This window comes from Corallincola platygyrae (genome assembly GCF_039544265.1).
Classification (GTDB): domain Bacteria; phylum Pseudomonadota; class Gammaproteobacteria; order Enterobacterales; family Neiellaceae; genus Corallincola; species Corallincola platygyrae.
In genome coordinates this window covers 285,634-308,785 of record NZ_BAABLI010000017.1, presented here as the reverse complement: position 1 = coordinate 308,785, position 23,152 = coordinate 285,634, and the positions used below count along the sequence as shown (strand labels likewise).

The following is a 23,152-nucleotide window of genomic DNA, read 5'->3' as shown; positions in this document are numbered from 1 at the left end:
CGAATTACTTCGGCATACTCTGCTTCTTACCACACTTCTTATTGGCACATTGAAGCTGGCGCCCAGACGCCAACTTTCGTTCGACCAACAATTCAAAACCACAAAACTCGCACGTCCCCTTTTGTGGCGGATGATTTACCGCAAACTGGCACTTGGGATACCCGTTGCAGGCGTAAAAAGTCTTACCATATCTATTATTGCGCTGGATTAGCTCACCGGTTTTGCATTTAGGGCAAGGGATGCCGGTATCATCTGGTGATTCCAGTTGCGTATGATAATGGCAGTCAGGAAAACCGGTACACCCAATGAAAAAGCCATATCGTCCCTGCTTCAGCGCTAATGGCTTTGAGCACTCGGGACAAGGCATATCAAGTTCTCGCTCGATACGATGTTCATGCGCGTGGGTAGGACGGCTGTATTCACATTTAGGGTAGTTTTCGCAGCCCCAGAAAGGGCCGGAACTGCTGCCACGCAAAACCAAAGACGCCCCGCATTCGGGGCACCTTTCAGCGTGTTCGAGTGCACCCTGTGGTGCACTAAACAGATTAGAATCGATTTTCACCATGGCGTTTATCTTAGCCCTAGCGATGGATCAATGCAGGAATCCTTCATTGACCTCAAACACCAGATCTTCCATCTGGGAGTAGGCGCCTTCTCGACCAGGCACATTAAACAGCACCATCAGCACAACCCACTTGAGATCTTCTAGGTCGATACACTCAATGTCTAACTCCATAACACGGTCGATCACCATTTCTCGGGTTTCCATATCCAGCACCTGAATGCTTTCAAGGAACATCAAGAAACCGCGACACTCCGCGTCAAGGCGCTTTGACTCCTCCGCAGTAAACACACGGGTTGAGATTGCATCGCTTGATATAAGGTACGGATGTCGGTCGCTGTCCTGCAGATCAGCAAGACCTTCCAACCAGCTTAATGCTTTCGAAATTTCATCATGCCTGAAACCGGCACGGGTTAACTCAGAAGTCAGTTCTTCATGGTCAACCATCACTTCTACATCACTGTGGATGTAATTCTCAAAAAGATACATGAGGATATCAAACATAACCGGTCCTCCTCACTCGCTGGTAACCACCTGGAACAACAGCAACTTCCCCTTGAATCTCCAGCAGAACCAGCTGCTGCATCACGGTATTGATCGGCTGACCACTGCGGTCCACTATCTGATCAATTGAAGTTGCTTCATCTCCTACACTATCCAACAAACCGCGTGTTGGCAATTTTGTTTGTTTCACTTCTTCGGCAGGCATCACATGCCCTGCCATCACTTCTTCTACTATATCGACCGGAGAAGTGACCAATTTAGCTCCATTTTTTATTAAATAGTGACACCCCTCTACATTTGGATCACTCATCGCTCCAGGAATGGCAAATACATCCCGCCCCTGTTCAGTGGCCAGTCGGGCGGTTATCAGAGATCCACTTTTCATCCCTGCGGCGACAACCAGGGTTCCCAGAGACATACCGCTGACGATACGATTACGTTTTGGGAAGTTGCCCCGATAAGGCGCGGTACCCGGGTGGAACTCCGTGACCAAAGCGCCCCCCTGGTCCACGATTCGGTGTGCCAGTTCTCTGTGTGCTGATGGGTAGATCCGATCAGGACCTGTCGCCATAACTGCCAAGGTTTTCCCGCCTGCAGCCAGCGCTGCTTTGTGTGCCACCCCATCAATACCTCTTGCCAAACCACTGGTGATGCACATACCTGCTTCGGCGATAGGCTTTACGATAGCTTCGGTATTAGCATGCTGAGCAGGCGAAGCGTTCCGGCTGCCAACAACCGCCAGTTGAGGGGACGAAAGCAAGGTCTTGTTACCACCGACAAAAAGCAACATCGGAGGATCGGGTATCTCTCTGAGCAAAGGCGGGTAACTTTCACAACTTAGGGACACAAGATGGCAGGCAAACTGCTCAGCCCAGGCCAAAGCGCTATCAATAAGGCGCCAGTCTGGCTGTGTAAATACCCTGCGTTGTGAATCACTAATCGGTAACGCGCTAGCGGGCACTTGAAACAGCTGTTCAATTGAGTATTCAGAAATGAGTTTGGCGGCACGACGGCCGCCAAATCTTGGGAGTTGGGACAACACCAACCAACGCTCCACATTTGAGATTGGCTGGCGCATGAGGTGCTGTCCTATGGGTTGGTAACAATATCCAGTTTTTTGGTTGGCTTGACTGAACGCATAATCAATGCGTAGCTTACCTTGTCATAAACACGGAACACCAATGCCTCTCCGATACGCTCATCCGGGAGCTGGACAACCACCTCTTCATCGCCCCACTCGATGGCTAACTTCTCGATCGCGTTAGCATCTTCCTCATAAGCAGGACGATCTGGTGGCGAATCGTGCATCATTACCCCTGGCTGCATGATAGCCAGCACATGGCCCGGCTCGATATTCTGCTCAGCACCAACACTCAATGCGATCACATCATACTTACCAACATAATTGGAGTAGTTCGCAGTGTGGATCACATGCCCTTTAACCAGACGACTTGGCTCGTGAGGCTCAAAGAATGCCGGCAGCACTTCCTTCTCAAGTACTGGCATCAACTTATCGCCATTACGGATCTCGTACTTACTCTCAAGAATTTCGAGTTTGGTAAAGTTACCGGCAGGCATTGATTTAGCAATCGCCACTAACTTTGCCTCGTAACCCAACATCTCTTCTGTTTCGGGATGAATCAAGGCATTACCTGGACGATAGATACCGAACAGTTGTCCCTGCGGAGCATCAACACCTTTGGCGTACATAGTCTGTGGATGGGCAGAACGCGTAGTTTGGTCATTGGTCCCCAGTACATACGGCAGCTTCTCCAGGTCTTCTTCCGTTAAAAGCTGCTCATACACAAGGAATGGGCGGATCTCTTTCAAAGGAATCGTTGGGATCGGGGCTTTCGGCTCACTGGTTCGAACCTTGGGTCCCAATTTAACAATACGGGTAGAAGAAGGCTTCGACTTAACCAGTTTTGGCTGCTCATTAATCCACACTAGCTTCAACTCATCACCCGGATAGATCAGGTGAGGGTTTTCAATCTGCGGATTCGCCTGCCACAACTTTGGCCATAGCCAAGGCGTTTTCAGGAACATGGACGAAATATCCCAAAGTGTATCGCCCTTCTGAACAATATAAGTTTCGGGATAGTCGGGGTTTAGTTCAATCTCGGTGGCAAATGCCGCCGTGATAACTAGAGTAAGTCCCGCAACCAAGGCAAGCAGTCTTGTTTTCACGCGGAAACCTTCCTTGTTGTTATTTGTCTTCATACTAAGACCATGCTGTTTTTCCCGGCCATGACTGGCTAGAATATCTGCATGGCAACCACAGAACTATTATCAGTCAAAAAAGAGTCCCAATACCATGGCGGTTTTAGAAGTCCTTCATTTTCCTGACGAACGTCTTCGCACCGTAGCGTCACCGGTGCAAGAGGTCAACGACGAAGTTCGCAAAATTGTCGATGACATGTTCGAAACTATGCGAGACGAGAACGGCGTCGGCCTTGCTGCGACCCAAGTCAACATTCACAAACAGATCGTAGTCATGGATGTCTCTGAAAACGGTGACGAACCACGCGTCTTTATTAATCCAAAGATTATTGCTCGCGAAGGACAGTCCTGTAATGAAGAAGGCTGCTTGTCTGTGCCTGGTGCCAACGCCTCGGTTGACCGAGCAACACACGTCACGGTCGAAGCGCTTGATCAGGATGGCAACCCGTTCAAATTGGAAGCTGAAGGTTTGCTGGCCATCTGTATTCAACATGAATTGGATCACCTGCAAGGCAAGCTGTTTATCGATTACCTGTCGCCATTGAAGCGTCAGCGCATTCGCAAGAAGCTGGAAAAAGAAGCCAAGCTCGCGGCACGCGCCGCTTCCTGATTTGAGGTCAAAGTGTCACAACCCCTCCGCATTGTTTTTGCCGGTACTCCGGATTTTGCCGCGCGGCATCTCACCGCGCTGATTGAAAGCTCTCACCAGATAGTGGGGGTTTACACTCAACCTGACCGCCCAGCAGGGCGAGGTAAGAAGTTACAAGCCAGTGCAGTAAAACAGCTTGCCCAAGAGAACGGTCTCACCATCTATCAGCCTGAGAACTTTAAACAGCAAGCCGACGTTGACCAACTGGCTGAGTTAAACGCAGATATCATGGTCGTTGTCGCCTATGGCTTACTGCTTCCTCAGTCCGTGTTGGACACTCCTAAGCTGGGGTGCATCAATGTTCATGGCTCACTGCTGCCTAAGTGGCGAGGCGCAGCACCAATACAACGTGCGATCTGGGCGGGAGACAGCGAAACCGGTGTCACCATTATGCAGATGGACGCAGGGCTGGACACGGGCGATATGCTGTTAAAGGTCAGCTGTCCTATTGAAAGTGACACGACCAGCGCTTCTCTGTATGAAAAGCTGGCTGACCTGGGCCCTCGAGGTATGCTAGAGACATTGGCTATGCTGGCAGCAGGTACTGCGACGCCAGAGAAACAAGACGATACACAGGCAACCTACGCTAAAAAGCTCAGCAAAGCTGAGGGTGAAATCGACTGGGCGCTACCCGCCAAGGTGATAGACCAACACAGGCGCGCTTTTACCCCCTGGCCAGGCAGCTATATGCAGGTGCAGGATAAGATCGTGAAGGTTCACGGCATGTCCGTTGTGGCCAATGAATCTGAAAATGCCGCGCCAGGAACGATTTTGCAGGCGGATGCCGCGGGAATACTGGTGGCCACAGCAGAAGGTGCGATCTTACTTACCCAACTACAACTACCCGGCAAAAAAGCATTGCCCGCATCAGATATCCTTAATGCCCGCAAAGACTGGTTTGAGCCCGGCGTAGTGCTGGGCAGCTAGGTGACCTCACTCGTGAACAAGCCCATGAATCAGCCCAAAACAAAAACGCCAAACCTAAGAGCCCTGGCAGCAACCATACTGCATCAGGTGGTAGACAAAGGTCAGTCGCTGTCACAAGTGTTGCCTGCTCAGCAGGAAAAAGTCCGAGACGGACGAGACAAGGCGCTACTTCAGCAGCTTTGTTATGGCGTACTGAGACAACTACCATCACTCGATTTTCTGGTGAGTCAGCTGCTGGAGAAAAAACTCCCCAACAAGCAGCGAGCGGTGCATTTCCTGCTGATGGTTGGCGTGTATCAACTCACGTCCATGCGGATTCCAGAACATGCCGCAGTGGCAGAAACCGTGGCGGCCGTGGTCAAGCTCAAGCAGCCTCGACTTAAAGGGTTGGTGAATGCCATATTAAGGAACTATCAGCGTCAATCCGAGGCGTTACAAAGCAAACTGTCTCAGTCAGCTGATCCGGTGAAATTCAACCACCCTGGGTGGTTACTGAAACGACTGCAACAGCACTATCCCGATAACTGGCAGGCGATCGCCGAGGCAAATGACCTGGCGGCACCAATGTGGTTGCGCCCTAATCAGCAAAAAAACTCAGCTCAGGAATACGCTGAGCGTTTATCTGAAGCAGAGATTGAAGCAAAGCCTCCTCTCAAATCTGGCGCCATCCAACTGGCAGCGGCAAAAGATGTGTTCGCCCTGCCTGGATTTGCTGATGGCGACGTCTCGGTACAGGATGGCGCCCCCCAGTTTGCGGCAGCATTACTGGACCCACAACCTGGCGAACAGATACTGGATGCCTGTGCGGCACCCGGTGGTAAAACTGCGCATATCGGAGAATATTGCCCCGAGCTGGCACAGTTGGTCGCGGTAGATCTTGAGCAGACACGTTTAAAGCGGGTGCATGAAAACCTGGCCCGTTTAGGCATTGAAGCCAAGGTGATCTGCGGCGATGCCGCCCAACCGGAAAGCTGGTGGAATGGCCCACAATTTGACCGTATTCTTGTCGATGCGCCCTGCTCTGCCACTGGTGTTATCCGTCGTCACCCAGACATCAAGTGGTTGCGACGAGATTCCGATATTCAAGCACTGGCCGATCTACAGCGAGATATTCTGAATGCAATGTGGGCGCAACTAAAGGCCGGTGGAACCCTGCTGTACGCCACCTGCTCAGTGCTTCCTGAAGAGAACCGCGAACAGATAGCAAGCTTTCTCGCCACCCATAGTGACGCGGAACATGTACCACTGAATGAAGCGGATACCGCCGAATCACCCGGTTGGCAACTATTACCCGGTGAACAGGATATGGATGGTTTCTATTACGCCAAACTAAAAAAGCAGGCGTGATTTTGCGGGATAAGGTCAAGCTTATCCCGATATAACCCTCTATAATCGCTGAAAAACCCCTCTGTAGATGGATTTATGAAGATCATCATTTTGGGCGCGGGCCAGGTCGGCGCGACCCTTGCCGAAAACCTGGTCGGTGAACGCAACGAGATCACCGTTGTGGATAAAGATCCCGAGCGCCTGCGTGAGTTAAAAGACAAGCTCGACTTGCAGGTCATTGCTGGTCACGCCTCGCACCCCAATATCATGCGCAATGCCGGTGCCGAAGATGCCGACATGGTGATCGCAGTGACCGACAGTGATGAGATCAATATGGTCGCCTGCCAGGTCGCCTTCAGTATCTTTAATACACCCACCAAGATCGCACGGATCCGCTCAGACCAATATCTGCATCATAAAACTCAGCTATTTCACAGCCAGGACATCCCGGTGGATCACTTCATCGCTCCTGAGCAGCTGGTAACCCAGTACATTACCCGCCTGGTAAATTATCCCGGTGCGCTGCAAGTGATGGAGTTTGCAGAGGGCCGAGCCTCGCTGGTTGCGGTCAAAGCTTACTACGGTGGCTTATTGGTAGGGCGAGCACTCTCCGCACTGCGCGAACATATGCCCAACATCGAAACTCGGGTTGCTGCAATCTTCCGTCAGGGGCGGCCGATTCGCCCTCAGGGCACCACGATTATCGAAGCGGACGATGAGGTGTTTTTTATTGCCGACACACGCCATATTCGCGCCGTGATGTCCGAAATGCAGAAGCTGGAGCGCAGCTATAAGAAGATCATGATCGCAGGGGGCGGTAACGTCGGCCTCGGCCTGGCCAGAGCACTGGAAGAGCGTCATCAGGTCAAGTTGCTGGAACGTAACCCAGCGCGCGCGACTTATCTCTCCAATGAACTGAGCAAAACCACGGTTTTCTGCGGTGACGCTTCTGATCAGGAGTTGCTGAGCGAAGAGCATATCGAACAGACCGATGTGTTCATCGCTGTGACCAATGATGATGAGGCCAACATCATGTCAGCCATGCTTGCCAAACGTATGGGCGCAGGCAAGGTGATGGTGCTGATTCAGCGCGCCGCCTATGTCGACCTGGTTCAGGGCGGAGAGATCGATATTGCTATCAGTCCGCAATCTGCAACCATTTCTGCCCTGCTTTCTCACGTACGCAAAGCAGACATCGTCAACGTTTACTCATTGCGTCACGGGGCTGCAGAGGCGATTGAAGCCATTGCCCACGGTGATGAAAACATGTCCAAAGTAGTAGGGCGTGCGGTGCGAGACATTAAACTTCCGCCAGGAACCACTATCGGGGCTATTGTTCGGGGCGAAGAGGTGATCATTGCTCACAAGAGCACCATCATCGAGTCCAATGACCACGTCATTATGTTCCTGGTAGATAAGAAATACGTGGGCGAAGTCGAGAAGCTGTTCCAACCCAGCCCGTTCTTCTTCTAGCCGGCGCGCTAACCCATGAACTATCGCCTGATCTCACTGCTGATAGGCTTATTTCTGTCGAAGCTGACCATGTTGATGATGGTTCCCACCATCCTCTCATGGGCAGATCATGACGGGCTGACAACCCACTATATGCAATCGGTGGGGATCACCTTTATTGCAGCCTCTCTGCTGTTGGCGATTGGACGGAAGAAACGTACCTCCCTCGCCCATCTCAGCATGCGGGTGCGCGATATGTTTATGCTCACCACGCTGACTTGGGTGGTAATGACGGCATTTGCTGCACTGCCACTTATCTTTGTCCCCCACACCAGTTACACCGATGCCTATTTCGAAACCATGTCAGGTGTAACAACCACCGGCAGCACAGTGCTATCCGGGTTAGACCACCTGCCGCGAAGCATTTTGGTATGGCGCTCATTACTGCAGTGGTTAGGCGGGATCGGGTTTATCGTTATGGGGGTAGGCATTTTGCCCTATCTAAATGTCGGCGGGATGCGCCTGTTCTACACAGAATCCTCCGACTGGTCAGAAAAACCTGTCCCGCAGACACGTCGCTATACTCAGCAGCTGCTATGGCTCTATATCGGCCTCACCACCTTGTGCGGGCTTTGTTATTGGTTGGCAGGAATGAGTGTGTTTGAGGCTGTGTGTCATGCCATGACCACCCTCTCCACTGGCGGCTATTCTACTTCGGATTCTTCCATGGCCGAATTTTCTGCTGCCAGTCATTGGGTAGGCAGTGTGTTTATGCTGTTGGGCGGCATGCCGTTTATTCTCTATATCCAGATGATCCGCAAACGCCAGCTTCGAGTGTGGCGTGACGAGCAGGTGGGTGGATTTCTGGCATTGATTGGCGTCACCAGTCTCTGCCTCAGCATTTGGATGTGGCAGAAAGAGCCTATCGATTACATCGATGCTCTGCGCCTGAGCCTGTTTAATATCAGTTCGGTGGTCACCACCACCGGCTTTGCGCTGAGTGATTACACCCAGTGGGGTAGCTTCGCCGTGGTGATGTTTTTCTTCTTAACCTTTATCGGTGGGTGTTCGGGCTCAACCGCGGGTGGTTTAAAAATATTCCGATTCCAGGTTGCCTTTAAAGTGATCTACCAGCATATGAAACGACTGGTGCATCCTGCTGGCGTGTTCCCCAGGCGTTTTAATGGTCGAGAGATCTCAGATGAGATCATCACTTCGATGATTGTACTGATGCACCTGTTCTTTTTAACCTGGGCGCTACTTGCAATGGCACTTTCTATGATGGGGATTGAGCCGATTACCGCCATGACCGGGGCATTAACGGCACTGACAAATGTCGGTCCTGGACTGGGAGACCAGATCGGTCCGGCAGGTAACTTTGCAGACCTTCCCGACGCGGCAAAATGGTTGTTAAGTGCGGGGATGTTGTTGGGCCGACTGGAAATAACCACGGCGGCCGTGCTTTTATTACCTGCCTTTTGGAGAAAGTAAGCAGTTACTTACTTGATAACTGAGCCAGTTTCAAGGCAAAGCTATCCACCCTTTCCCAATCGGTAAACTCGTAATCTTTTGACGTGTCCGTTGGCCCTTTGGTCAGCTTCATAATGAAGCGAATAACGGCCTTGTCGTACCAGGTATATTTCGAGTAGATACAGGCGCCAGCAAACACTCCTTGCAAATCCGGCACCCATGGCGACTTAAGCGCAAACTTCTTCATATAAGCATTAGTTTCCGGGGTGTTTTTTTCTGGTTTACGGGCAGTCAGGTTGACGCCGAAAAACACACTGGTCATCGCGTCCAACGCGTGATGATGACGCTCAATAAACTGATACAGCAGCGGGCTGAAATGCCCATAACGGACTGAGGCACCGATAACCGCAATGTCGTAGCCCGCCAGCGAAAAACTCTCAGCTAACTCGGGCAGAGCCAACAGCTCAACCTCATGGTCCGTGGCTTTCAGTTGTTCAGCAAAGCGCGACATAATTTTAAATGTCTGCCCTTCCCTGCTGTGATAAATCATCAAATATCGCGCCATCAGTTTATCTTTCAGCCTTTATTTATAAACAGAGCTAAGCCTAGTTACGCCAAAACGCTGGCGTAAAGATCACCAGCAGAGTAAAGACTTCGAGGCGGCCAAACAGCATCGCTACAATGAGGATCCACTTGCTTGCATCCGGAATATCGCCGTAGTGAGATGCTACTGCGCCCAATCCCGGGCCCAGGTTATTCAGGCACGCTGCCACCGCGGAAAACGCCGTGAGGTCATCCAAGCCAGTAGCAATCAGCGCCAACATACAGAGAATAAATACCAGCGTATAAGCGGAAAAGAAGCCCCAAATCGCTTCGATCACCCGTTCAGACAGTGGTCGTGAACCCAGCTTAATACTAATAATTGCCTTAGGGTGAACCAGGCGTTTAAGTTCTCTCATCCCCTGCAAATGCAGAATCAAAACTCGCACCACCTTCATGCCGCCACCAGTCGAACCCGCACAGCCACCAATGAAAGAAGCGAAGATCAAAAGGATTGGCAGGAATATTGGCCACTCATGAAATCCGGTCGTTGCAAAGCCCGCAGTCGTGCCCATCGACACCGCTTGGAACATGGCATGATCCAGCGCTGAGTTAGGGTTTTCGTACACGTTGCCCTGCACCAGCACCAAAAAACAGATCGCAACAATAATGAACTGGAAGAATAGAAAACCGCGAAATTCAGGATCAGTAAAATAGTGGCCAACACTCTTGGCTCGCCAGGCGGTGTAGTGCAGCGCAAAGTTGGCCCCGGATATCAGCAGAAACACCACACAGATAAAGTTAATCAAGCTGGAGTCAAAGTAGCCCATGCTGGCGTCATAGGTCGAAAACCCACCGATAGCAATAGTCGAGAAGCTGTGACAGATAGCGTCGAACAGGCTCATACCTGCAGCCCAGTAGGCTAAGGCACAAGCGAATGTCAGTGACACATAGATATACCAGAGGTGTTTCGCCGTATCGGCGATACGCGGTGTCATCTTCGAATCTTTTACCGGCCCTGGAGCCTCTGCGCGGTACAACTGCATACCACCCACACCAAGAATCGGCAAAATCGCCACCGCTAACACAATGATCCCCATGCCGCCTAACCACTGCAATTGCTGGCGGTAAAACAGAATAGCTTTCGGCAAGGAGTCGAGATTGGTGAGAATGGTCGCGCCCGTGGTGGTCAAACCGGAAAAAGACTCAAACAGCGCGTCGGTATTACTGATCTCAGGTTGCTCAGAGAGCATCAACGGCACAGCACCCACACTTCCCAGTACCGTCCAGAACAGTACAACAATGAGAAACCCCTCTCGCGCCTTAAGTTCTGCCTTGCGCCGGCGATTGGGAAACCACAGCATAAAGCCGACAAACAGGTTAAACAGGAAGGAAAGAAAGAAGGGTAAACCACCACCATCCTTAAAGATCAGAGACACCACGATGGGAGGCACCATGGTGACACTGAATAAACTGATCAACAATCCGACAATTCGGATGATGGCTCGGTACTGCATCTAGCTGCGCATCGCCTCCATTGGCAGCTGCTGGGGTCAGCAGCGACGGGATTTCCTTGTTTGATGGCGCCAGTTTAGAGTGCTGCCACGAATATGCAATCTACCGCTTCACAACACAGGAGATTTGTCCGCCAGCGGCATCCGTCAGTTGTTTCACCAGTGCGTCGGTTTCCCTAGTGGGAACGGTAGCCTCAAAGCGCACCTCAGCATCATAGCTTGCGGTGACAACCTTCCCCTCAGCGGCTGCAATTAATTGCTCAACTCTGGCAGTCAAATCATAGCCAAAGGTTAATGTGATCTGCTGCTGAGGCTCCACTTCCAGCCACGCCAGCTGCTGCATGGCCATCTGCGCAGTACCACCATAAGCACGCACCAACCCGCCCGTCCCCAACTTTATGCCACCAGAGTAACGCACCACGGCAATGGCTATCTCACCAACACCTGATCCCTGCAATACCGCCAGGATGGGTTTGCCCGCCGTGCCATTGGGCTCGCCATCGTCACTAAAACCCAGGCACTGAGTATCCGTAGGCGCCCCTGCAACAAAGGCTGAACAAACGTGGCGGGCTTGAGGGTGTTCAGCACGAACCCCCTCGATGAATGCTTTTGCCGCCTCAGGGGTATCTGTCCGCGCGGCAATAGCAATAAAACGACTACGCTTAATCTCCTGCTCAGCACTCTGAGCCGAAGCAGGAACCCGGTAACCAGTTGAAGACATTTCGGTTTATGCCAAGCCTAAGTCACGCGTCATATTTTCAGTGTGGTCCTGGAATACAATCAGGTTATCCTCAATCCGAATGCCACCATAAGGGCGGAAGGCATCAACCTTGCTCCAGTTAATCGCCGCAGCGTGTTGGCTCTCCTTCAAACTGCCCAGCAGGCTGTCGATGAAATAAAGGCCTGGCTCGATCGTGAACACCTGACGAGATTCGACAGTGCGGGTCAGGCGTAGAAACGGATGTTTGGGCGGTGCGGGTTTATGAGTACCACGCTCGTCCGCCATAAAGCCACCGACATCATGTACCTGCAAGCCGAGGAAGTGTCCCAGCCCATGGGGGAAGAAGGTACTTGCAACACCGCTCTCAACCATGGCCTCTGGCGTCATATCGACAAAACCAAACTTATTCAGCAGACCGGCTATCAGCAGATGCATTTGCTGATGCAATTCCGGGTATTCAATCCCAGGTTTCAGTTGTTCCATGATCTGGTGCTGGCAGCCATCAAGGGCTGCGATCAGCTCAGCAAATTCATTGCTCTTGTCAAAACTGTAGGTTCGAGTGATATCTGCAGCGTAGCCATTAAAGCTGGCACCAGCATCGATAAGAAAGCTGCGATGCTCACTTGGCTTGGTCCGGTCCTGCTGCATGTAGTGAAGGATCGCGGCATTTTCATTGAGTGCAATGATGTTGCCATAGGGCACGTCATTTTCGCCATGACCAGTGGCTTTCAGATAGGCCAGCTGGATCTCAAACTCAGATCCGCCACCATAAAATGCATCTCGCGCCGCCTTATGCCCAGCCACCGCCAACTTGTTCGCTTCGCGCAACGCATACAGTTCGTAGTCACTTTTATAGGCTCTGTGATAGTGCAGATAGTTGATCAGCGACTCAGGATTTATCTGGCCAAAGCCCAATACCTGCGCAAGTTCCTGGTGCTCCCCAATGTAGGCAACTTTATCCAGATTCTTCGGTAACCAATCAGCCGCGGCATCTGCGGTTTCTAACAGCTGAATAGCAAAGCTGTCTGTCCAGAAATCTTCGGGGGCCTCAGGCACCTTGTGCCAGAAATCGACTGGACGATAGAAGAGCAGCTTGGGTTTATCGTCACCATTAATAATCAACCAGCAATTTGGGTTGTCGACCACAGGCAGCCAGGCTTTGAAGTGCGGATTCACCTTAAATGGATAATCCATGTCATCCAGGAACTGGCGCTTCAACTGACCAGAGTGGATAACCATGTATTCCAAATTTTCACGGGCCAATAGATCGCGGGTACGCACCTGGAGGTTGGCAACGTGTTGGGTAAACAGTGTAGATACTTGGTCGCTCATAGCTATTCATCATTCAATGGTAACTCTCCTAGGATACACAATTTACAACGCAAACAGGGAGTTCAGGGTCAATACAAACGCATGAAAAGAGGACGAGCTCGTCATAGAGAGGGGCTTTCACTGCAGGGTTAGCTTCATAGCAAACAAAAACGAAACGCAAAATCAAACACCCGTTTTAAATAACGGTTGAAATCCAGCCAATTCACGTCCACACTTAGCTCTTCTGGTACGACCAGTATAAATAGAACGCCTACCTTGACGGGCTATCCCGACAGGAGAAAACAATGATATATCAAGGCAAAACCCTCTCTGTACGCTACCTGGAGCCAGGCATTGCGGAACTGTTACTAGATGCCGAAGGCTCAGTGAACAAGTTCGACCGCAATACTCTGGACGACTTTGAAAAAGCGCTGGATGCGCTGCACAACTGTGATGACCTCAAAGGTGTGCTGCTGCGCTCGGCGAAAGACACCTTTATCGTCGGTGCAGACATCACCGAATTTTTGGCCACGTTCGCCCTGCCTGAAGATGAACTACGCAGCTGGGTCGCTTACGCCAACAACATTTTTAATCGGCTGGAAGATCTGCCCTGCCCAACCATCAGTGCCATCAAAGGATTTGCTCTGGGCGGCGGCTGTGAAGCGATCCTCGCCACCGACCTGCGCGTGGCAGACACCAGCGCCAAGATTGGCCTGCCGGAAGTCAAACTGGGCATCATGCCGGGCTTTGGCGGTACCGTGCGCATGCCCCGAGTTATCGGCGCAGATAACGCGATGGAACTGATTACCACCGGCAAAGACAACCGCGCCGATGCTGCACTGAAACTGGGCTTGGTTGATGCGGTCGTCACACCAGAGAAACTCGACGAAGCAGCCCTCAGCATGCTCAAGAGTGCCATCGATGGTCATCTTGACTGGCAAGCTCGCCGCCAGCGTAAGCTCTCCCCTCTGCCACTCAATAAAATTGAAGCAGGTATGAGTTTCACCACAGCCAAAGGCATGGTGGCGCAAAAAGCTGGCAAACATTATCCCGCCCCTATGATGGCGGTGAAGTCGATTGAAAAAGCCTCGGGTCAGGGTCGTGCCGAAGCCCTTGCTATTGAAGCGGAAGGTTTTATCAAACTGGCGAAGAGCCCTCAGGCCGAAAGCCTTATCGGCATTTTCCTAAATGACCAGTTGGTTAAAGGTAAGGCCAAAAAGGCTGCAAAAACAGCACATCCATTTGAGCGTGCGGCCGTATTGGGCGCAGGCATTATGGGGGGCGGCATCGCCTACCAGTCAGCCTATAAAGGCACCCCTATCGTGATGAAAGATATCCGTCACGACGCGCTCGATCTGGGCCTGAATGAAGCGGCCAGCATCCTGGGCAAACAGGTTGCCCGAGGCCGCATGAATCCGGCCAAGATGGCAGGTGTACTCAACAAAATCACCCCCTCTTTAAGCTACGATGCTGTCGCTGATGTTGACGTCGTAGTGGAAGCCGTCGTTGAGAATCCAAAGGTTAAAGCTGCGGTGCTGGCAGAAGTTGAACAAAACACCGGCGAAAACGCGATTTTGACCTCCAACACCTCGACCATTTCCATCGACTTGCTGGCACAGAGCGTTAAAGACCCTAGCAAGTTCTGTGGTATGCACTTCTTTAATCCGGTGCACCGTATGCCGCTGGTGGAAGTGATACGGGGTAAAGACACCAGCGACGAAACGGTTGCGTCTGTGGTGGCTTGGGCAGCACAGCTGGGTAAATCTCCCATCGTGGTTAATGATTGTCCGGGCTTCTTCGTAAACCGCGTGTTGTTCCCCTATTTTGGCGGCTTTGCCAAACTGCTGGCCGATGGTGCCGACTACCAACAGATCGACCGCATCATGGAGAAACAGTTTGGCTGGCCGATGGGCCCAGCTTACCTGCTGGATGTTGTCGGTATTGATACGGCTCACCACGCCCAGGCAGTTATGGCCGAAGGCTTCCCAGAGCGGATGGCGAAGAAGCAACGCGATGCCATTGATGTGATGTTCGATAACCAACGTTTTGGTCAGAAGAATGGTGTTGGTTTCTATCGCTATGAGAAAGACCGCAAAGGCAAACTGGCTAAGAAGCCTGACGAGCAAACACCATTGCTGCTGTCAGAAGTCGCAGCTAACCCTCAAGACTTTAGCGATGAAGAGATCATCGCCCGCGTCATGATCCCCATGTGTAATGAAGTGGTCCGCTGCCTTGAAGAGGGTATTGTCGCCACACCAGCAGAAGCCGATATGGCGCTGGTGTACGGCTTAGGCTTCCCTCCATTCAGAGGCGGAGTCTGTCGTTATCTGGATCAGATGGGTATCGACAACTTTATTGCGCAAGCCGACGAACTGGCACATTTGGGACCTTTGTACCAGGTCACTGACGGGCTGCGGCAGATGGCTGCCGAAGGCAAACGTTTCTTCGCAGGCTAAGGCAGAGAGGATAGAACAATGAAAAACGCAGTAATTGTCGATTGCATCAGAACACCTATGGGCCGCTCTAAAGGGGGTGTGTTCCGTAACGTTCGTGCAGAAGATCTCTCTGCACACCTAATGACAGGGTTGCTTAACCGTAACCCTAACCTCGACCCTAACGAGATTGAAGACGTGATCTGGGGCTGTGTTCAGCAAACACTGGAACAGGGCTTCAACGTGGCACGTAACGCCGCGCTATTAGCCGGGCTGCCCCGCTCAGCTGGTGCAGTTACGGTTAACCGCTTGTGTGGCTCCTCAATGCAGGCGCTGCACGATGCTGCCAAGTCGATAATGACTGACATGGGTGACGTGTTTATTGTCGGCGGTGTTGAGCATATGGGGCACGTGCCTATGTCCCACGGCGTCGACTTCCACCCTGGGCTAAGCCGCTCGGTGGCCAAGGCTGCTGGCATGATGGGACTGACCGCTGAGATGTTGGGTCGCCTGCACGGCATTACCCGCGAGCAGCAGGATGCCTTTGGTGCCCGATCACATCAGCGTGCACATGCTGCCACCATTGAAGGACGTTTTGCTAAGGAGATCCTGCCGACAGAAGGTCACGATGCCGATGGCACCCTGATCCAGGTGGTTCATGACGAAGTGATCCGTCCTGAGACCACTGTAGAATCGCTGGCCGCGCTACGTCCGGTATTCGATCCGGCTAACGGTACAGTCACCGCGGGCACCTCTTCAGCACTATCTGATGGCGCCTCGGCCATGCTGGTGATGTCTGAAGAACGCGCCAAAGCGCTGGGATTACCGATCCGTGCCAAGATCCGAGCAATGGCAGTGGCGGGTTGCGATCCATCCATCATGGGTTACGGACCGGTACCCGCTACCCAAAAAGCCCTCAAACGCAGTGGTCTTAGCATGGCAGACATCGACCTGGTAGAGCTGAACGAAGCCTTTGCCGCGCAGTCGCTGCCGTGTGCTAAGGGTCTGGGCCTGCTTGAGCAGGTAGATGAGAAGGTCAACCTTAATGGTGGCGCCATCGCACTGGGACACCCATTAGGCTGCTCCGGTACACGGATCTCAACCACCTTACTTAACCTGATGGAAGAGAAGGATGCCACACTTGGTCTGGCAACCATGTGTATTGGCCTTGGTCAGGGCATAGCTACCGTATTTGAGCGCGTATAGCTTGATATTAAAACGGTGCTAATGGATTGCTAAAACCTGTCTGGAGTCGACCCTTTTTAGTCTGGGGTCGACTCGCTTCACAAAGCCAAATCCTCGGGGGTAGGCAGTCGCCAACCCCTATGCTATAAAACCTTGTCTATATCTTAGTGAGTTAAATAACCATTTTAAGGGTGAGGAATGTCGCTACCCATATTGATCTGTGATGATTCAGCGTTGGCGCGCAAGCAGGTCAAAAAAAGTTTGCCAGAAGGTTGGGATGTCGAAGTTACCTTTGCCAAGCATGGCTTGGAAGCGGTGGAGATTCTTAGGCAACAGCACGTAGCATTACTTTTTCTCGACTTGACCATGCCAGAACTTGACGGCATCGGTGTTCTTGAAACGATAAAAAATGAGAAGCTCGAAGTGTTCGTCATCGTTATCTCTGCAGACATTCAGCCCGAGATGAAAAAGCGTGTGATGGATTTAGGAGCACTCGACTTTATCCATAAGCCAGTCAACCGAGTTAAGCTGACTGAGATTCTTAATAAGTTCGGACTTTTATGAGTAGCCAAACAATTACTGAAGACCAGAGGGATTGTCTTCAAGAAGTGATCAATGTGGCCATGGGGCAAGCCAGCGATAAGCTAGCACGCTTTCTGGAGACGTTTGTTCACTTAGAAGTGCCGAATATTGAGCTGGTTTCAACCAAAGAAGTCACCGACATGCTTGCCGTTAAATATGAGCAAGACGCGGTTTCTCTGGTTAGCCAGGGCTTCTCTGGTGCAGAAGGTCTCCGCGGTGAGGCATTGCTTATCTACAGTAAAATCAATGCAGATGAAATTGCTGATCTGCTTGGTTATACCGAAGATGAAGCCACCCACACCGAGCAACTGACCGATATCAGTTCACTGCTGACCACCACCTTTCTTGAAGGTTTGGCAGAGCAGCTGGAAACAGCGCTCAGTTACAGTGCCCCGCGCGTGATGATGCTGCAAGAGCATGGCATCGCTAAGATGTTGGAGGAGAAAACCTTCAACTGGGAGTACGCACTGAAAGTAAATATCAGCTATCTGGTGACGGATCACTCGTTTAACTGTGACATGTTGCTGCTGTTCCCTGGAACTGCAGTTGAAGTATTGAAGCAGGTTCTCGACGAGATCCTCGAAGATTTTTGATTATTGACGAATGACAGAGCAGTTACACGGCATCATCCTCGACCAAATCAACGCTGGTGTTCTAGTGATCAACTCCGATATGGAAATCGATTACTGGAACCGCTTTCTCCAGATACACAGCGGTCGTGGCAATGACGATGTGGTAGGAAAGAGCCTGTTTGATGTCTTTCCAGAACTGCCAAAACCCTCATTACGTAGAAAGCTTCAGGGCGTTTTCCTGCTGGGAACACCCACCTTCAGCTCATGGGAACAAAGACACCACCTTTTTGAAATGCCTCACAGCCGCCCTATCACGACGGCAAGCCAGCATATGGCTCAGAACTGTAGCTTTTTGCCGCTGAAAGATGAGATGGGCACGGTTACCCAGGTTTGTATCATCATTGAAGACGCAACCGACGTTTGCTTCTATCAGGGTGAACTCAACACCACGATGAGCAAGTTGGAGAAATCGAGTCGCACCGATGGCCTGACTCAAATCTCCAACCGTCGCTATTGGGAAGAACGGCTTTCGATCGAGTTTTCTCGAGTTGTTCGCCATGGCGGCCACCTCAGCCTGATCATGTTTGATTTAGATAAGTTCAAATCAATCAATGACGTATATGGCCACCAGGCAGGTGATCACGTATTAGTTGAAACAGCCAAACAACTGACTGATGCCCTGCGTACAACTGATCTAGCAGGGCGTTATGGTGGTGAAGAGTTTGGCATCGTGCTTCCCGATACCAGCTTGGACCAAGCAATGGTGGTAGCAGAACGTATTAGAACAAGAATTGCTGACAAAGAATTTACGTTTGAAGAGCAAGTCCTCCCGGTCACAATCAGTCTGGGAGTCACTCAATTCGATCTCTCTCAGAAGAACCATGAGAAGATGATCGCTCAAGCTGATTCCGCACTTTACAAGGCGAAAGAAGGCGGCCGTAACCGCTCAGTTAAGTTCGAAGTTGAATAATTTTACTCGCTAACTATGATGAGCCCTGAACACAGGAGTCATCATGAACCCATCCTTATTTACAACCTTCGATAAAGAGTTAGATGCCATCGGCTTGCGATGCCCAGAGCCCGTAATGATGGTAAGAAAATCGATTCGAGAGATGGAAAGTGGCCAAGCGCTTCTGGTAACCGCAGACGATCCATCCACCACTCGCGATATTCCAAGCTTTTGCGAATTTATGGACCACCAGCTGGTCGCCGCACAAACCGAACAGAAGCCCTATCAATACCTGGTAAGAAAAGGCTAATTCAGCGGCTCACCTGACAAGGGTGACGCTGATGCCACATCTTGGTCAACCGCGTACTCAGGACAACCACCTCGGCGCATGAACAGATAGGTAGTATCTCCTAACAACACCATCTCGTCGCCGGTGAAGTCGGCAACCGCCATTCGGCCCAGCGCTCTTTCCGATACATGGATACTGCGGCCATGTAAACGGAAGCGGCTGGATGCGTTATCAGAGAACTGATCTAAATCCTGAATCTCTAGCTGGCCATCCATCCCCAACTCCCAACGATCGGGATCGCTGTAGTCACGGGTACCACTAATAGAATTGGACTTGGCGTAATTACACCAAACCCCTGATAGAGTTCTTAAAGAAAGGCGGGAAATAACCCCGGAACCGACTTTGTACTCTGCCGACTGTCGCTTTTCTTGATTCTCATTGCACGGCACATCGCGATACTCATCACCATAAGCACCGGAACAACGATAAACCTTACTGACTACTGGCGGCGAAACCAACCACAACAAGGTAAACAATACTAACCATTGCTTTAGCATATCCCTAACCTACTCCCACTCGATCCTAAGCGGGTTGTGATTACATATATCTTATCTTTCTAATGTAGTAGGTGATGTATATTTGTCCAATTTTGCGGGCGATAAACTTGCGTCGTCAGCCCAGTCAGGGCAAGGTATGCGGAGTTCTGTTAGCGGTGAATCCTCTGCTCTAAAATCATGAAAAAGTTGCTTAGTTTTATCAGCTTAACGCTGTTTTCTCTGTCATTGGTGGCCCAGGAAGAATCATGGGATGTCAACAACCCAACGGGTGTATTTGATCAGGCATTAATTGATGTCAGCGAAGGCACCTGGATGAACCTGGACATCAGCCCTGATGGGCGTTGGCTGGTCTTCGACCTGTTAGGTGACCTATACAAGTTGCCGATTGAAGGGGGCGATGCAATCCCCTTAACCCAAGGGATTGCCTGGGATATGCAGCCGAGATTCAGCCCCGACGGTAAATTATTGGCATTTACTTCGGACCGCGATGGCGGTGACAACTTATGGTTGATGGAGTGGCAGACCGGCAAACTACACCAGGTAAGTAAAGAAACTTTCAGACTGGTTAACAGTCCGGCATGGAGTCCGGATGGTGAAACTCTGGTGGTGCGTAAACACTTTACTGCAAGTCGTTCACTCGGTGCTGGCGAGGTTTGGCAATACCACCTGCGCGGTGGCAGCGGCCTGAAACTCACCAGCCGTCCCAATGATGAAAAAGATCTGGGCGAACCGGCGTTTTCGCCTGACGGTCGCTATATCTATTTCAGCCAGGACGCGACACCGGGTAAGACCTTCCACTACTCCAAGGATTCAATTAAAGGCATCTACACCATCAAGCGTTATGATCGTGAAACTGGCGAGATAAAGGTTGTTATCAAGCGACCCGGCGGCGCCATCCGCCCAACGCCCAGCCCCGATGGTAATTATCTCGCCTATATCACCCGCCAGGATTTCCAGTCCGTATTGATGTTGCACGATATACGCTCGGGCAGCAGTAAGGTTATTTACGATCAGCTTGACCGAGATATGCAGGAAACCTGGGCAATACACGGCGTGTATCCCACGCTGGCCTGGCACCCTAAAGGTGATCGCATCTATTTTTGGGCCAAGGGTAAAATCCATGAGCTGAGTTTGTCGTCTGGTGATAGCCGCGAAGTCGACTTTCATGTGCAGACAGAGAAGCAGGTTCAACGGGCGCTGAGCTACAAACAACGTGTATCGCCAGGCAACTTTGAAGTCAAAATGGTGCGCTTTACTCAGGTATCGCCTTCTGGTTACAACCTGGTATTCGAAGCATTGGGTAAGCTTTGGCTGAAAGAGCTGCCTTACGGCAAACCTCAGCGCCTGACCAAACAGGAAAGCCACTTTGAGCTTTACCCGCAATGGTCAAGAGATGGCAAAAAGCTGATCTACACCACCTGGCATGACCAACGCCAAGGCAGTGTGCGGGTGGTGGATGTCGAATCAAAAAATGAAACGGTACTGACCAATGAACCGGGTAAATACATTGAACCGACGTTTTCTGCCGATGGTAAGACAGCTGTCTATCGAAAGGTGGTTGGCAACAGTCTACTTTCCCATAGCTGGTCGCAGCGCCCTGGGATCTACAAGATAGAGCTGGATAACAAACAAAACGCTGTTCCTGAGTTGGTCACAGAAAAAGGATTTTCACCACAGTTTGGCGCCAGCAGTGACCGTGTTTATTTGACCGAGATTGCTGAGTCACCACAGCTTATCAGTGTCGATCTGAATGGTTACAACTACAAGGTTCACTACACCAACAAACGTGCGACAGAATACAAGCTCAGCCCCAACGGCAAACAACTCGCTTTTGCCGAAGGTTTTCGCATCTATGTCACCCCCTTTATTGAACGGGGCGAAGCGATAGCACTCTCCCCTGAAGGTACCAATGTACCTGTCACCCAACTATCTAAAAAAGCGGGAGAGAGCATCAGTTGGACCGCCGACAGTGAGGTGATTTACTGGACGCTGGGCCCAGAACTGTTCAGTCAATCTGCGAAAAACATGTTTGCGCTTAACAGCCCATCAGACGAGTTGGATCTGTTGTCGCTATCTCAAAATGGCCAGTACATAGGCTTCATGCAGCGCAGTTACCAGCCGAGAAACAAGATCGCTTTTGTCGGCGGTAACATTATCACCATGGAAAAGGGCAAGGTGATAAAGAACGGCACCCTGGTGGTTGATGGTAAGCGCATCATCGCCTTGGGCGAGAAAGGCAAGGTACAGATCCCAGCCGACGCCATCATTATCGATATCACAGGTAAAACACTGATGCCTGGATTGATTGATGCCCACGCACATGGCGCCCAAGGTAGCGACGAGATTATTCCGCAGCAAAACTGGAAAAACTACGCCGCCCTCACCTTTGGCGTGACCACACTGCACGACCCATCGAATGATACTACTGAGATATTCGCGGCCAGCGAACTTCAAAGAGCCGGTTATATCGTAGCCCCCCGAATATTCTCTACCGGCGCAATTCTTTATGGTGCTGAATATCCTGGGCTGACAGCGAAAATCGAAACATTGGAAGATGCACGGTTCCACGTGGAACGTTTGAAACGTGCGGGTGCATTCAGTGTGAAGAGCTACAACCAACCCCGGCGAGACCAACGCCAGAAGATCATTCAAGCCGCCCGGGAAATGAACATGCTGGTAGTGCCGGAAGGCGGATCTCTACTCCAGCATAACCTGACCATGCTGGTGGATGGACACACCACCATTGAGCATTCCATCCCAACGGCAAAGGTCTATGACGACATAAAACAGCTGTGGTCCCAGGTCAAAACGGCGTACACACCCACCATGGGCGTTGCATTTGGCGGTATTGCCGGAGAGAACTACTGGTATGCACATGAAGAGATCTGGCTGCATGAAAAACTGATTAAGTATGTACCCGGCGACATTCTCCAGCCTCGCGCAATGCGCCGCCCCATCGCCCCCCTGCACCACTACAACCACTTTAATGTTGCGCGTGTAGCGAAAGAACTAATGGACCAGGGCGTGATTGCCAACATGGGGGCTCATGGTCAGCGAGAAGGTTTGGCTGCTCACTGGGAGATCTGGATGTTCCACCAGGGAGGGATGACCGCAATGCAGGCGCTCGCAACAGGCACCATAAATGCGGCCAAGACCTTGGGATTGGACGACGAACTGGGTTCGTTGAAAGTAGGAAAACTTGCTGACTTAATGGTCATTGATGGAGACCCACTGAAAGACATCCGCCAATCTGAGAAAGTGGTTTACACCATGGTGGGTGGCCGATTATTCGATGCCACGAAAATGACCGAAGTTAATGGCCCAGCAAAATCTCGCCAAGCCTTCTATTTCGAGACTGAGTCGCCTTAGTAAAGGTAGACGCAAAGTTTG

21 protein-coding genes are annotated in these 23,152 nt (G+C 51.3%); 12 read left to right on the top strand and 9 right to left on the bottom strand.

Annotation, left to right across the window (positions count from 1 at the left end; genetic code table 11):
- Nucleotides 1-4 precede the first annotated feature (4 nt).
- From ABEA14_RS16025 to ABEA14_RS16010, 4 genes are read right to left on the bottom strand one after another with little or no spacing between them, the layout of a single operon-like run.
- Complete coding sequence (locus tag ABEA14_RS16025) at nucleotides 5-565, bottom strand: DNA topoisomerase family protein (RefSeq protein WP_345341316.1); 561 nt, start codon at nucleotides 563-565, stop codon at nucleotides 5-7.
- A gap of 27 nt (nucleotides 566-592) precedes the next feature.
- Entirely contained in the window at nucleotides 593-1,066 is a 474-nt protein-coding gene (locus tag ABEA14_RS16020) for a DUF494 family protein (RefSeq protein WP_345341314.1), read from the bottom strand.
- Nucleotides 1,059-2,144: a DNA-processing protein DprA gene (dprA, locus tag ABEA14_RS16015; protein ID WP_345341312.1), complete on the bottom strand. Its 1,086-nt coding sequence runs from the start codon at nucleotides 2,142-2,144 to the stop codon at nucleotides 1,059-1,061. The genes ABEA14_RS16020 and dprA overlap by 8 nt, the downstream gene beginning before the upstream one ends.
- A gap of 11 nt (nucleotides 2,145-2,155) precedes the next feature.
- A complete protein-coding gene (locus ABEA14_RS16010) occupies nucleotides 2,156-3,253 on the bottom strand; it encodes a LysM peptidoglycan-binding domain-containing protein (RefSeq protein ID WP_345341310.1) in 1,098 nt (365 codons plus the stop codon).
- Between the two features lie 127 nt (nucleotides 3,254-3,380).
- On the opposite strand from ABEA14_RS16010, the gene def reads away from it, so the two are divergent.
- The 5 genes from def (at nucleotide 3,381) to ABEA14_RS15985 (ending at nucleotide 9,131) form a co-directional block, all read left to right on the top strand.
- Complete coding sequence (gene def, locus ABEA14_RS16005) at nucleotides 3,381-3,896, top strand: peptide deformylase (protein ID WP_345341308.1); 516 nt, start codon at nucleotides 3,381-3,383, stop codon at nucleotides 3,894-3,896.
- Nucleotides 3,897-3,908: 12 nt separating this feature from the next.
- Entirely contained in the window at nucleotides 3,909-4,862 is a 954-nt protein-coding gene (gene fmt, locus ABEA14_RS16000) for a methionyl-tRNA formyltransferase (protein WP_345341306.1), read from the top strand.
- Between the two features lie 24 nt (nucleotides 4,863-4,886).
- Entirely contained in the window at nucleotides 4,887-6,209 is a 1,323-nt protein-coding gene (gene rsmB, locus ABEA14_RS15995; RefSeq protein WP_345341305.1) for a 16S rRNA (cytosine(967)-C(5))-methyltransferase RsmB, read from the top strand.
- Between the two features lie 75 nt (nucleotides 6,210-6,284).
- Nucleotides 6,285-7,661 carry a Trk system potassium transporter TrkA gene (trkA, locus tag ABEA14_RS15990; protein WP_345341304.1) on the top strand — a complete coding sequence of 459 codons (1,377 nt, stop codon included), beginning with the start codon at nucleotides 6,285-6,287 and terminating at the stop codon, nucleotides 7,659-7,661.
- 15 nt (nucleotides 7,662-7,676) lie between these two features.
- Nucleotides 7,677-9,131, top strand: a complete 1,455-nt coding sequence (locus tag ABEA14_RS15985) for a TrkH family potassium uptake protein (protein WP_345341302.1) — start codon at nucleotides 7,677-7,679, stop codon at nucleotides 9,129-9,131.
- A 4-nt stretch (nucleotides 9,132-9,135) separates the two neighbouring features.
- Here the strand turns inward: ABEA14_RS15985 and hemG are convergent, their stop codons facing one another.
- The 4 genes from hemG to pepQ all read right to left on the bottom strand — a co-directional run bounded on the left by hemG (nucleotide 9,136) and on the right by pepQ (nucleotide 13,217).
- A complete protein-coding gene (gene hemG, locus ABEA14_RS15980) occupies nucleotides 9,136-9,675 on the bottom strand; it encodes a menaquinone-dependent protoporphyrinogen IX dehydrogenase (protein WP_345341301.1) in 540 nt (179 codons plus the stop codon).
- Nucleotides 9,676-9,715: 40 nt separating this feature from the next.
- Nucleotides 9,716-11,167 (bottom strand): TrkH family potassium uptake protein, encoded by a 1,452-nt coding sequence (locus ABEA14_RS15975; RefSeq protein WP_345341300.1) that lies wholly within the window; start codon nucleotides 11,165-11,167, stop codon nucleotides 9,716-9,718.
- Nucleotides 11,168-11,267: 100 nt separating this feature from the next.
- Complete coding sequence (locus ABEA14_RS15970) at nucleotides 11,268-11,885, bottom strand: YigZ family protein (protein WP_345341299.1); 618 nt, start codon at nucleotides 11,883-11,885, stop codon at nucleotides 11,268-11,270.
- 6 nt (nucleotides 11,886-11,891) lie between these two features.
- Nucleotides 11,892-13,217 (bottom strand): Xaa-Pro dipeptidase, encoded by a 1,326-nt coding sequence (pepQ, locus tag ABEA14_RS15965; RefSeq protein WP_345341297.1) that lies wholly within the window; start codon nucleotides 13,215-13,217, stop codon nucleotides 11,892-11,894.
- A gap of 284 nt (nucleotides 13,218-13,501) precedes the next feature.
- On the opposite strand from pepQ, the gene fadB reads away from it, so the two are divergent.
- From fadB to tusA, 6 genes are all read left to right on the top strand, one after another.
- On the top strand, nucleotides 13,502-15,652 hold the full coding sequence (gene fadB, locus ABEA14_RS15960) for a fatty acid oxidation complex subunit alpha FadB (RefSeq protein ID WP_345341295.1): 2,151 nt from the start codon (nucleotides 13,502-13,504) through the stop codon (nucleotides 15,650-15,652).
- An 18-nt stretch (nucleotides 15,653-15,670) separates the two neighbouring features.
- Nucleotides 15,671-16,834, top strand: a complete 1,164-nt coding sequence (gene fadA, locus ABEA14_RS15955; protein WP_345341293.1) for an acetyl-CoA C-acyltransferase FadA — start codon at nucleotides 15,671-15,673, stop codon at nucleotides 16,832-16,834.
- Between the two features lie 177 nt (nucleotides 16,835-17,011).
- Nucleotides 17,012-17,377, top strand: a complete 366-nt coding sequence (locus ABEA14_RS15950) for a response regulator (RefSeq protein ID WP_345341291.1) — start codon at nucleotides 17,012-17,014, stop codon at nucleotides 17,375-17,377.
- On the top strand, nucleotides 17,374-17,988 hold the full coding sequence (locus ABEA14_RS15945; RefSeq protein ID WP_345341289.1) for a chemotaxis protein: 615 nt from the start codon (nucleotides 17,374-17,376) through the stop codon (nucleotides 17,986-17,988). Before ABEA14_RS15950 ends, ABEA14_RS15945 begins: the two co-directional genes overlap by 4 nt.
- Before the next feature lie 10 nt (nucleotides 17,989-17,998).
- Nucleotides 17,999-18,937: a sensor domain-containing diguanylate cyclase gene (locus ABEA14_RS15940; protein ID WP_345341287.1), complete on the top strand. Its 939-nt coding sequence runs from the start codon at nucleotides 17,999-18,001 to the stop codon at nucleotides 18,935-18,937.
- A gap of 43 nt (nucleotides 18,938-18,980) precedes the next feature.
- On the top strand, nucleotides 18,981-19,226 hold the full coding sequence (tusA, locus tag ABEA14_RS15935; RefSeq protein WP_345341285.1) for a sulfurtransferase TusA: 246 nt from the start codon (nucleotides 18,981-18,983) through the stop codon (nucleotides 19,224-19,226).
- On the opposite strand, the gene ABEA14_RS15930 is transcribed toward tusA, so the two are convergent.
- Nucleotides 19,223-19,762, bottom strand: a complete 540-nt coding sequence (locus tag ABEA14_RS15930; protein WP_345341283.1) for a hypothetical protein — start codon at nucleotides 19,760-19,762, stop codon at nucleotides 19,223-19,225. The two genes, tusA and ABEA14_RS15930, sit on opposite strands and share 4 nt — an antisense overlap.
- A 177-nt stretch (nucleotides 19,763-19,939) precedes the next feature.
- Here ABEA14_RS15930 and ABEA14_RS15925 point away from each other — a divergent pair, with 177 nt between their 5' ends.
- Nucleotides 19,940-23,131: an amidohydrolase family protein gene (locus ABEA14_RS15925; protein WP_345341280.1), complete on the top strand. Its 3,192-nt coding sequence runs from the start codon at nucleotides 19,940-19,942 to the stop codon at nucleotides 23,129-23,131.
- Nucleotides 23,132-23,152: the final 21 nt, after the last annotated feature.

Excerpts from the sequence above, each read along its gene's own strand:
- ABEA14_RS16025 (WP_345341316.1), bottom strand. The coding sequence starts at position 565 with ATGGTGAAAATCGATTCTAATCTGTTTAGTGCACCACAGGGTGCACTC.
- ABEA14_RS16020 (WP_345341314.1), bottom strand. The coding sequence starts at position 1,066 with ATGTTTGATATCCTCATGTATCTTTTTGAGAATTACATCCACAGTGAT.
- dprA (WP_345341312.1), bottom strand. The coding sequence starts at position 2,144 with ATGCGCCAGCCAATCTCAAATGTGGAGCGTTGGTTGGTGTTGTCCCAA.
- def (WP_345341308.1), top strand. The coding sequence starts at position 3,381 with ATGGCGGTTTTAGAAGTCCTTCATTTTCCTGACGAACGTCTTCGCACC.
- rsmB (WP_345341305.1), top strand. The coding sequence starts at position 4,887 with ATGAATCAGCCCAAAACAAAAACGCCAAACCTAAGAGCCCTGGCAGCA.
- trkA (WP_345341304.1), top strand. The coding sequence starts at position 6,285 with ATGAAGATCATCATTTTGGGCGCGGGCCAGGTCGGCGCGACCCTTGCC.
- ABEA14_RS15985 (WP_345341302.1), top strand. The coding sequence starts at position 7,677 with ATGAACTATCGCCTGATCTCACTGCTGATAGGCTTATTTCTGTCGAAG.
- hemG (WP_345341301.1), bottom strand. The coding sequence starts at position 9,675 with ATGGCGCGATATTTGATGATTTATCACAGCAGGGAAGGGCAGACATTT.
- ABEA14_RS15975 (WP_345341300.1), bottom strand. The coding sequence starts at position 11,167 with ATGCAGTACCGAGCCATCATCCGAATTGTCGGATTGTTGATCAGTTTA.
- ABEA14_RS15970 (WP_345341299.1), bottom strand. The coding sequence starts at position 11,885 with ATGTCTTCAACTGGTTACCGGGTTCCTGCTTCGGCTCAGAGTGCTGAG.
- pepQ (WP_345341297.1), bottom strand. The coding sequence starts at position 13,217 with ATGAGCGACCAAGTATCTACACTGTTTACCCAACACGTTGCCAACCTC.
- fadB (WP_345341295.1), top strand. The coding sequence starts at position 13,502 with ATGATATATCAAGGCAAAACCCTCTCTGTACGCTACCTGGAGCCAGGC.
- fadA (WP_345341293.1), top strand. The coding sequence starts at position 15,671 with ATGAAAAACGCAGTAATTGTCGATTGCATCAGAACACCTATGGGCCGC.
- ABEA14_RS15950 (WP_345341291.1), top strand. The coding sequence starts at position 17,012 with ATGTCGCTACCCATATTGATCTGTGATGATTCAGCGTTGGCGCGCAAG.
- ABEA14_RS15945 (WP_345341289.1), top strand. The coding sequence starts at position 17,374 with ATGAGTAGCCAAACAATTACTGAAGACCAGAGGGATTGTCTTCAAGAA.
- ABEA14_RS15940 (WP_345341287.1), top strand. The coding sequence starts at position 17,999 with ATGACAGAGCAGTTACACGGCATCATCCTCGACCAAATCAACGCTGGT.
- tusA (WP_345341285.1), top strand. The coding sequence starts at position 18,981 with ATGAACCCATCCTTATTTACAACCTTCGATAAAGAGTTAGATGCCATC.
- ABEA14_RS15930 (WP_345341283.1), bottom strand. The coding sequence starts at position 19,762 with ATGCTAAAGCAATGGTTAGTATTGTTTACCTTGTTGTGGTTGGTTTCG.
- ABEA14_RS15925 (WP_345341280.1), top strand. The coding sequence starts at position 19,940 with ATGAAAAAGTTGCTTAGTTTTATCAGCTTAACGCTGTTTTCTCTGTCA.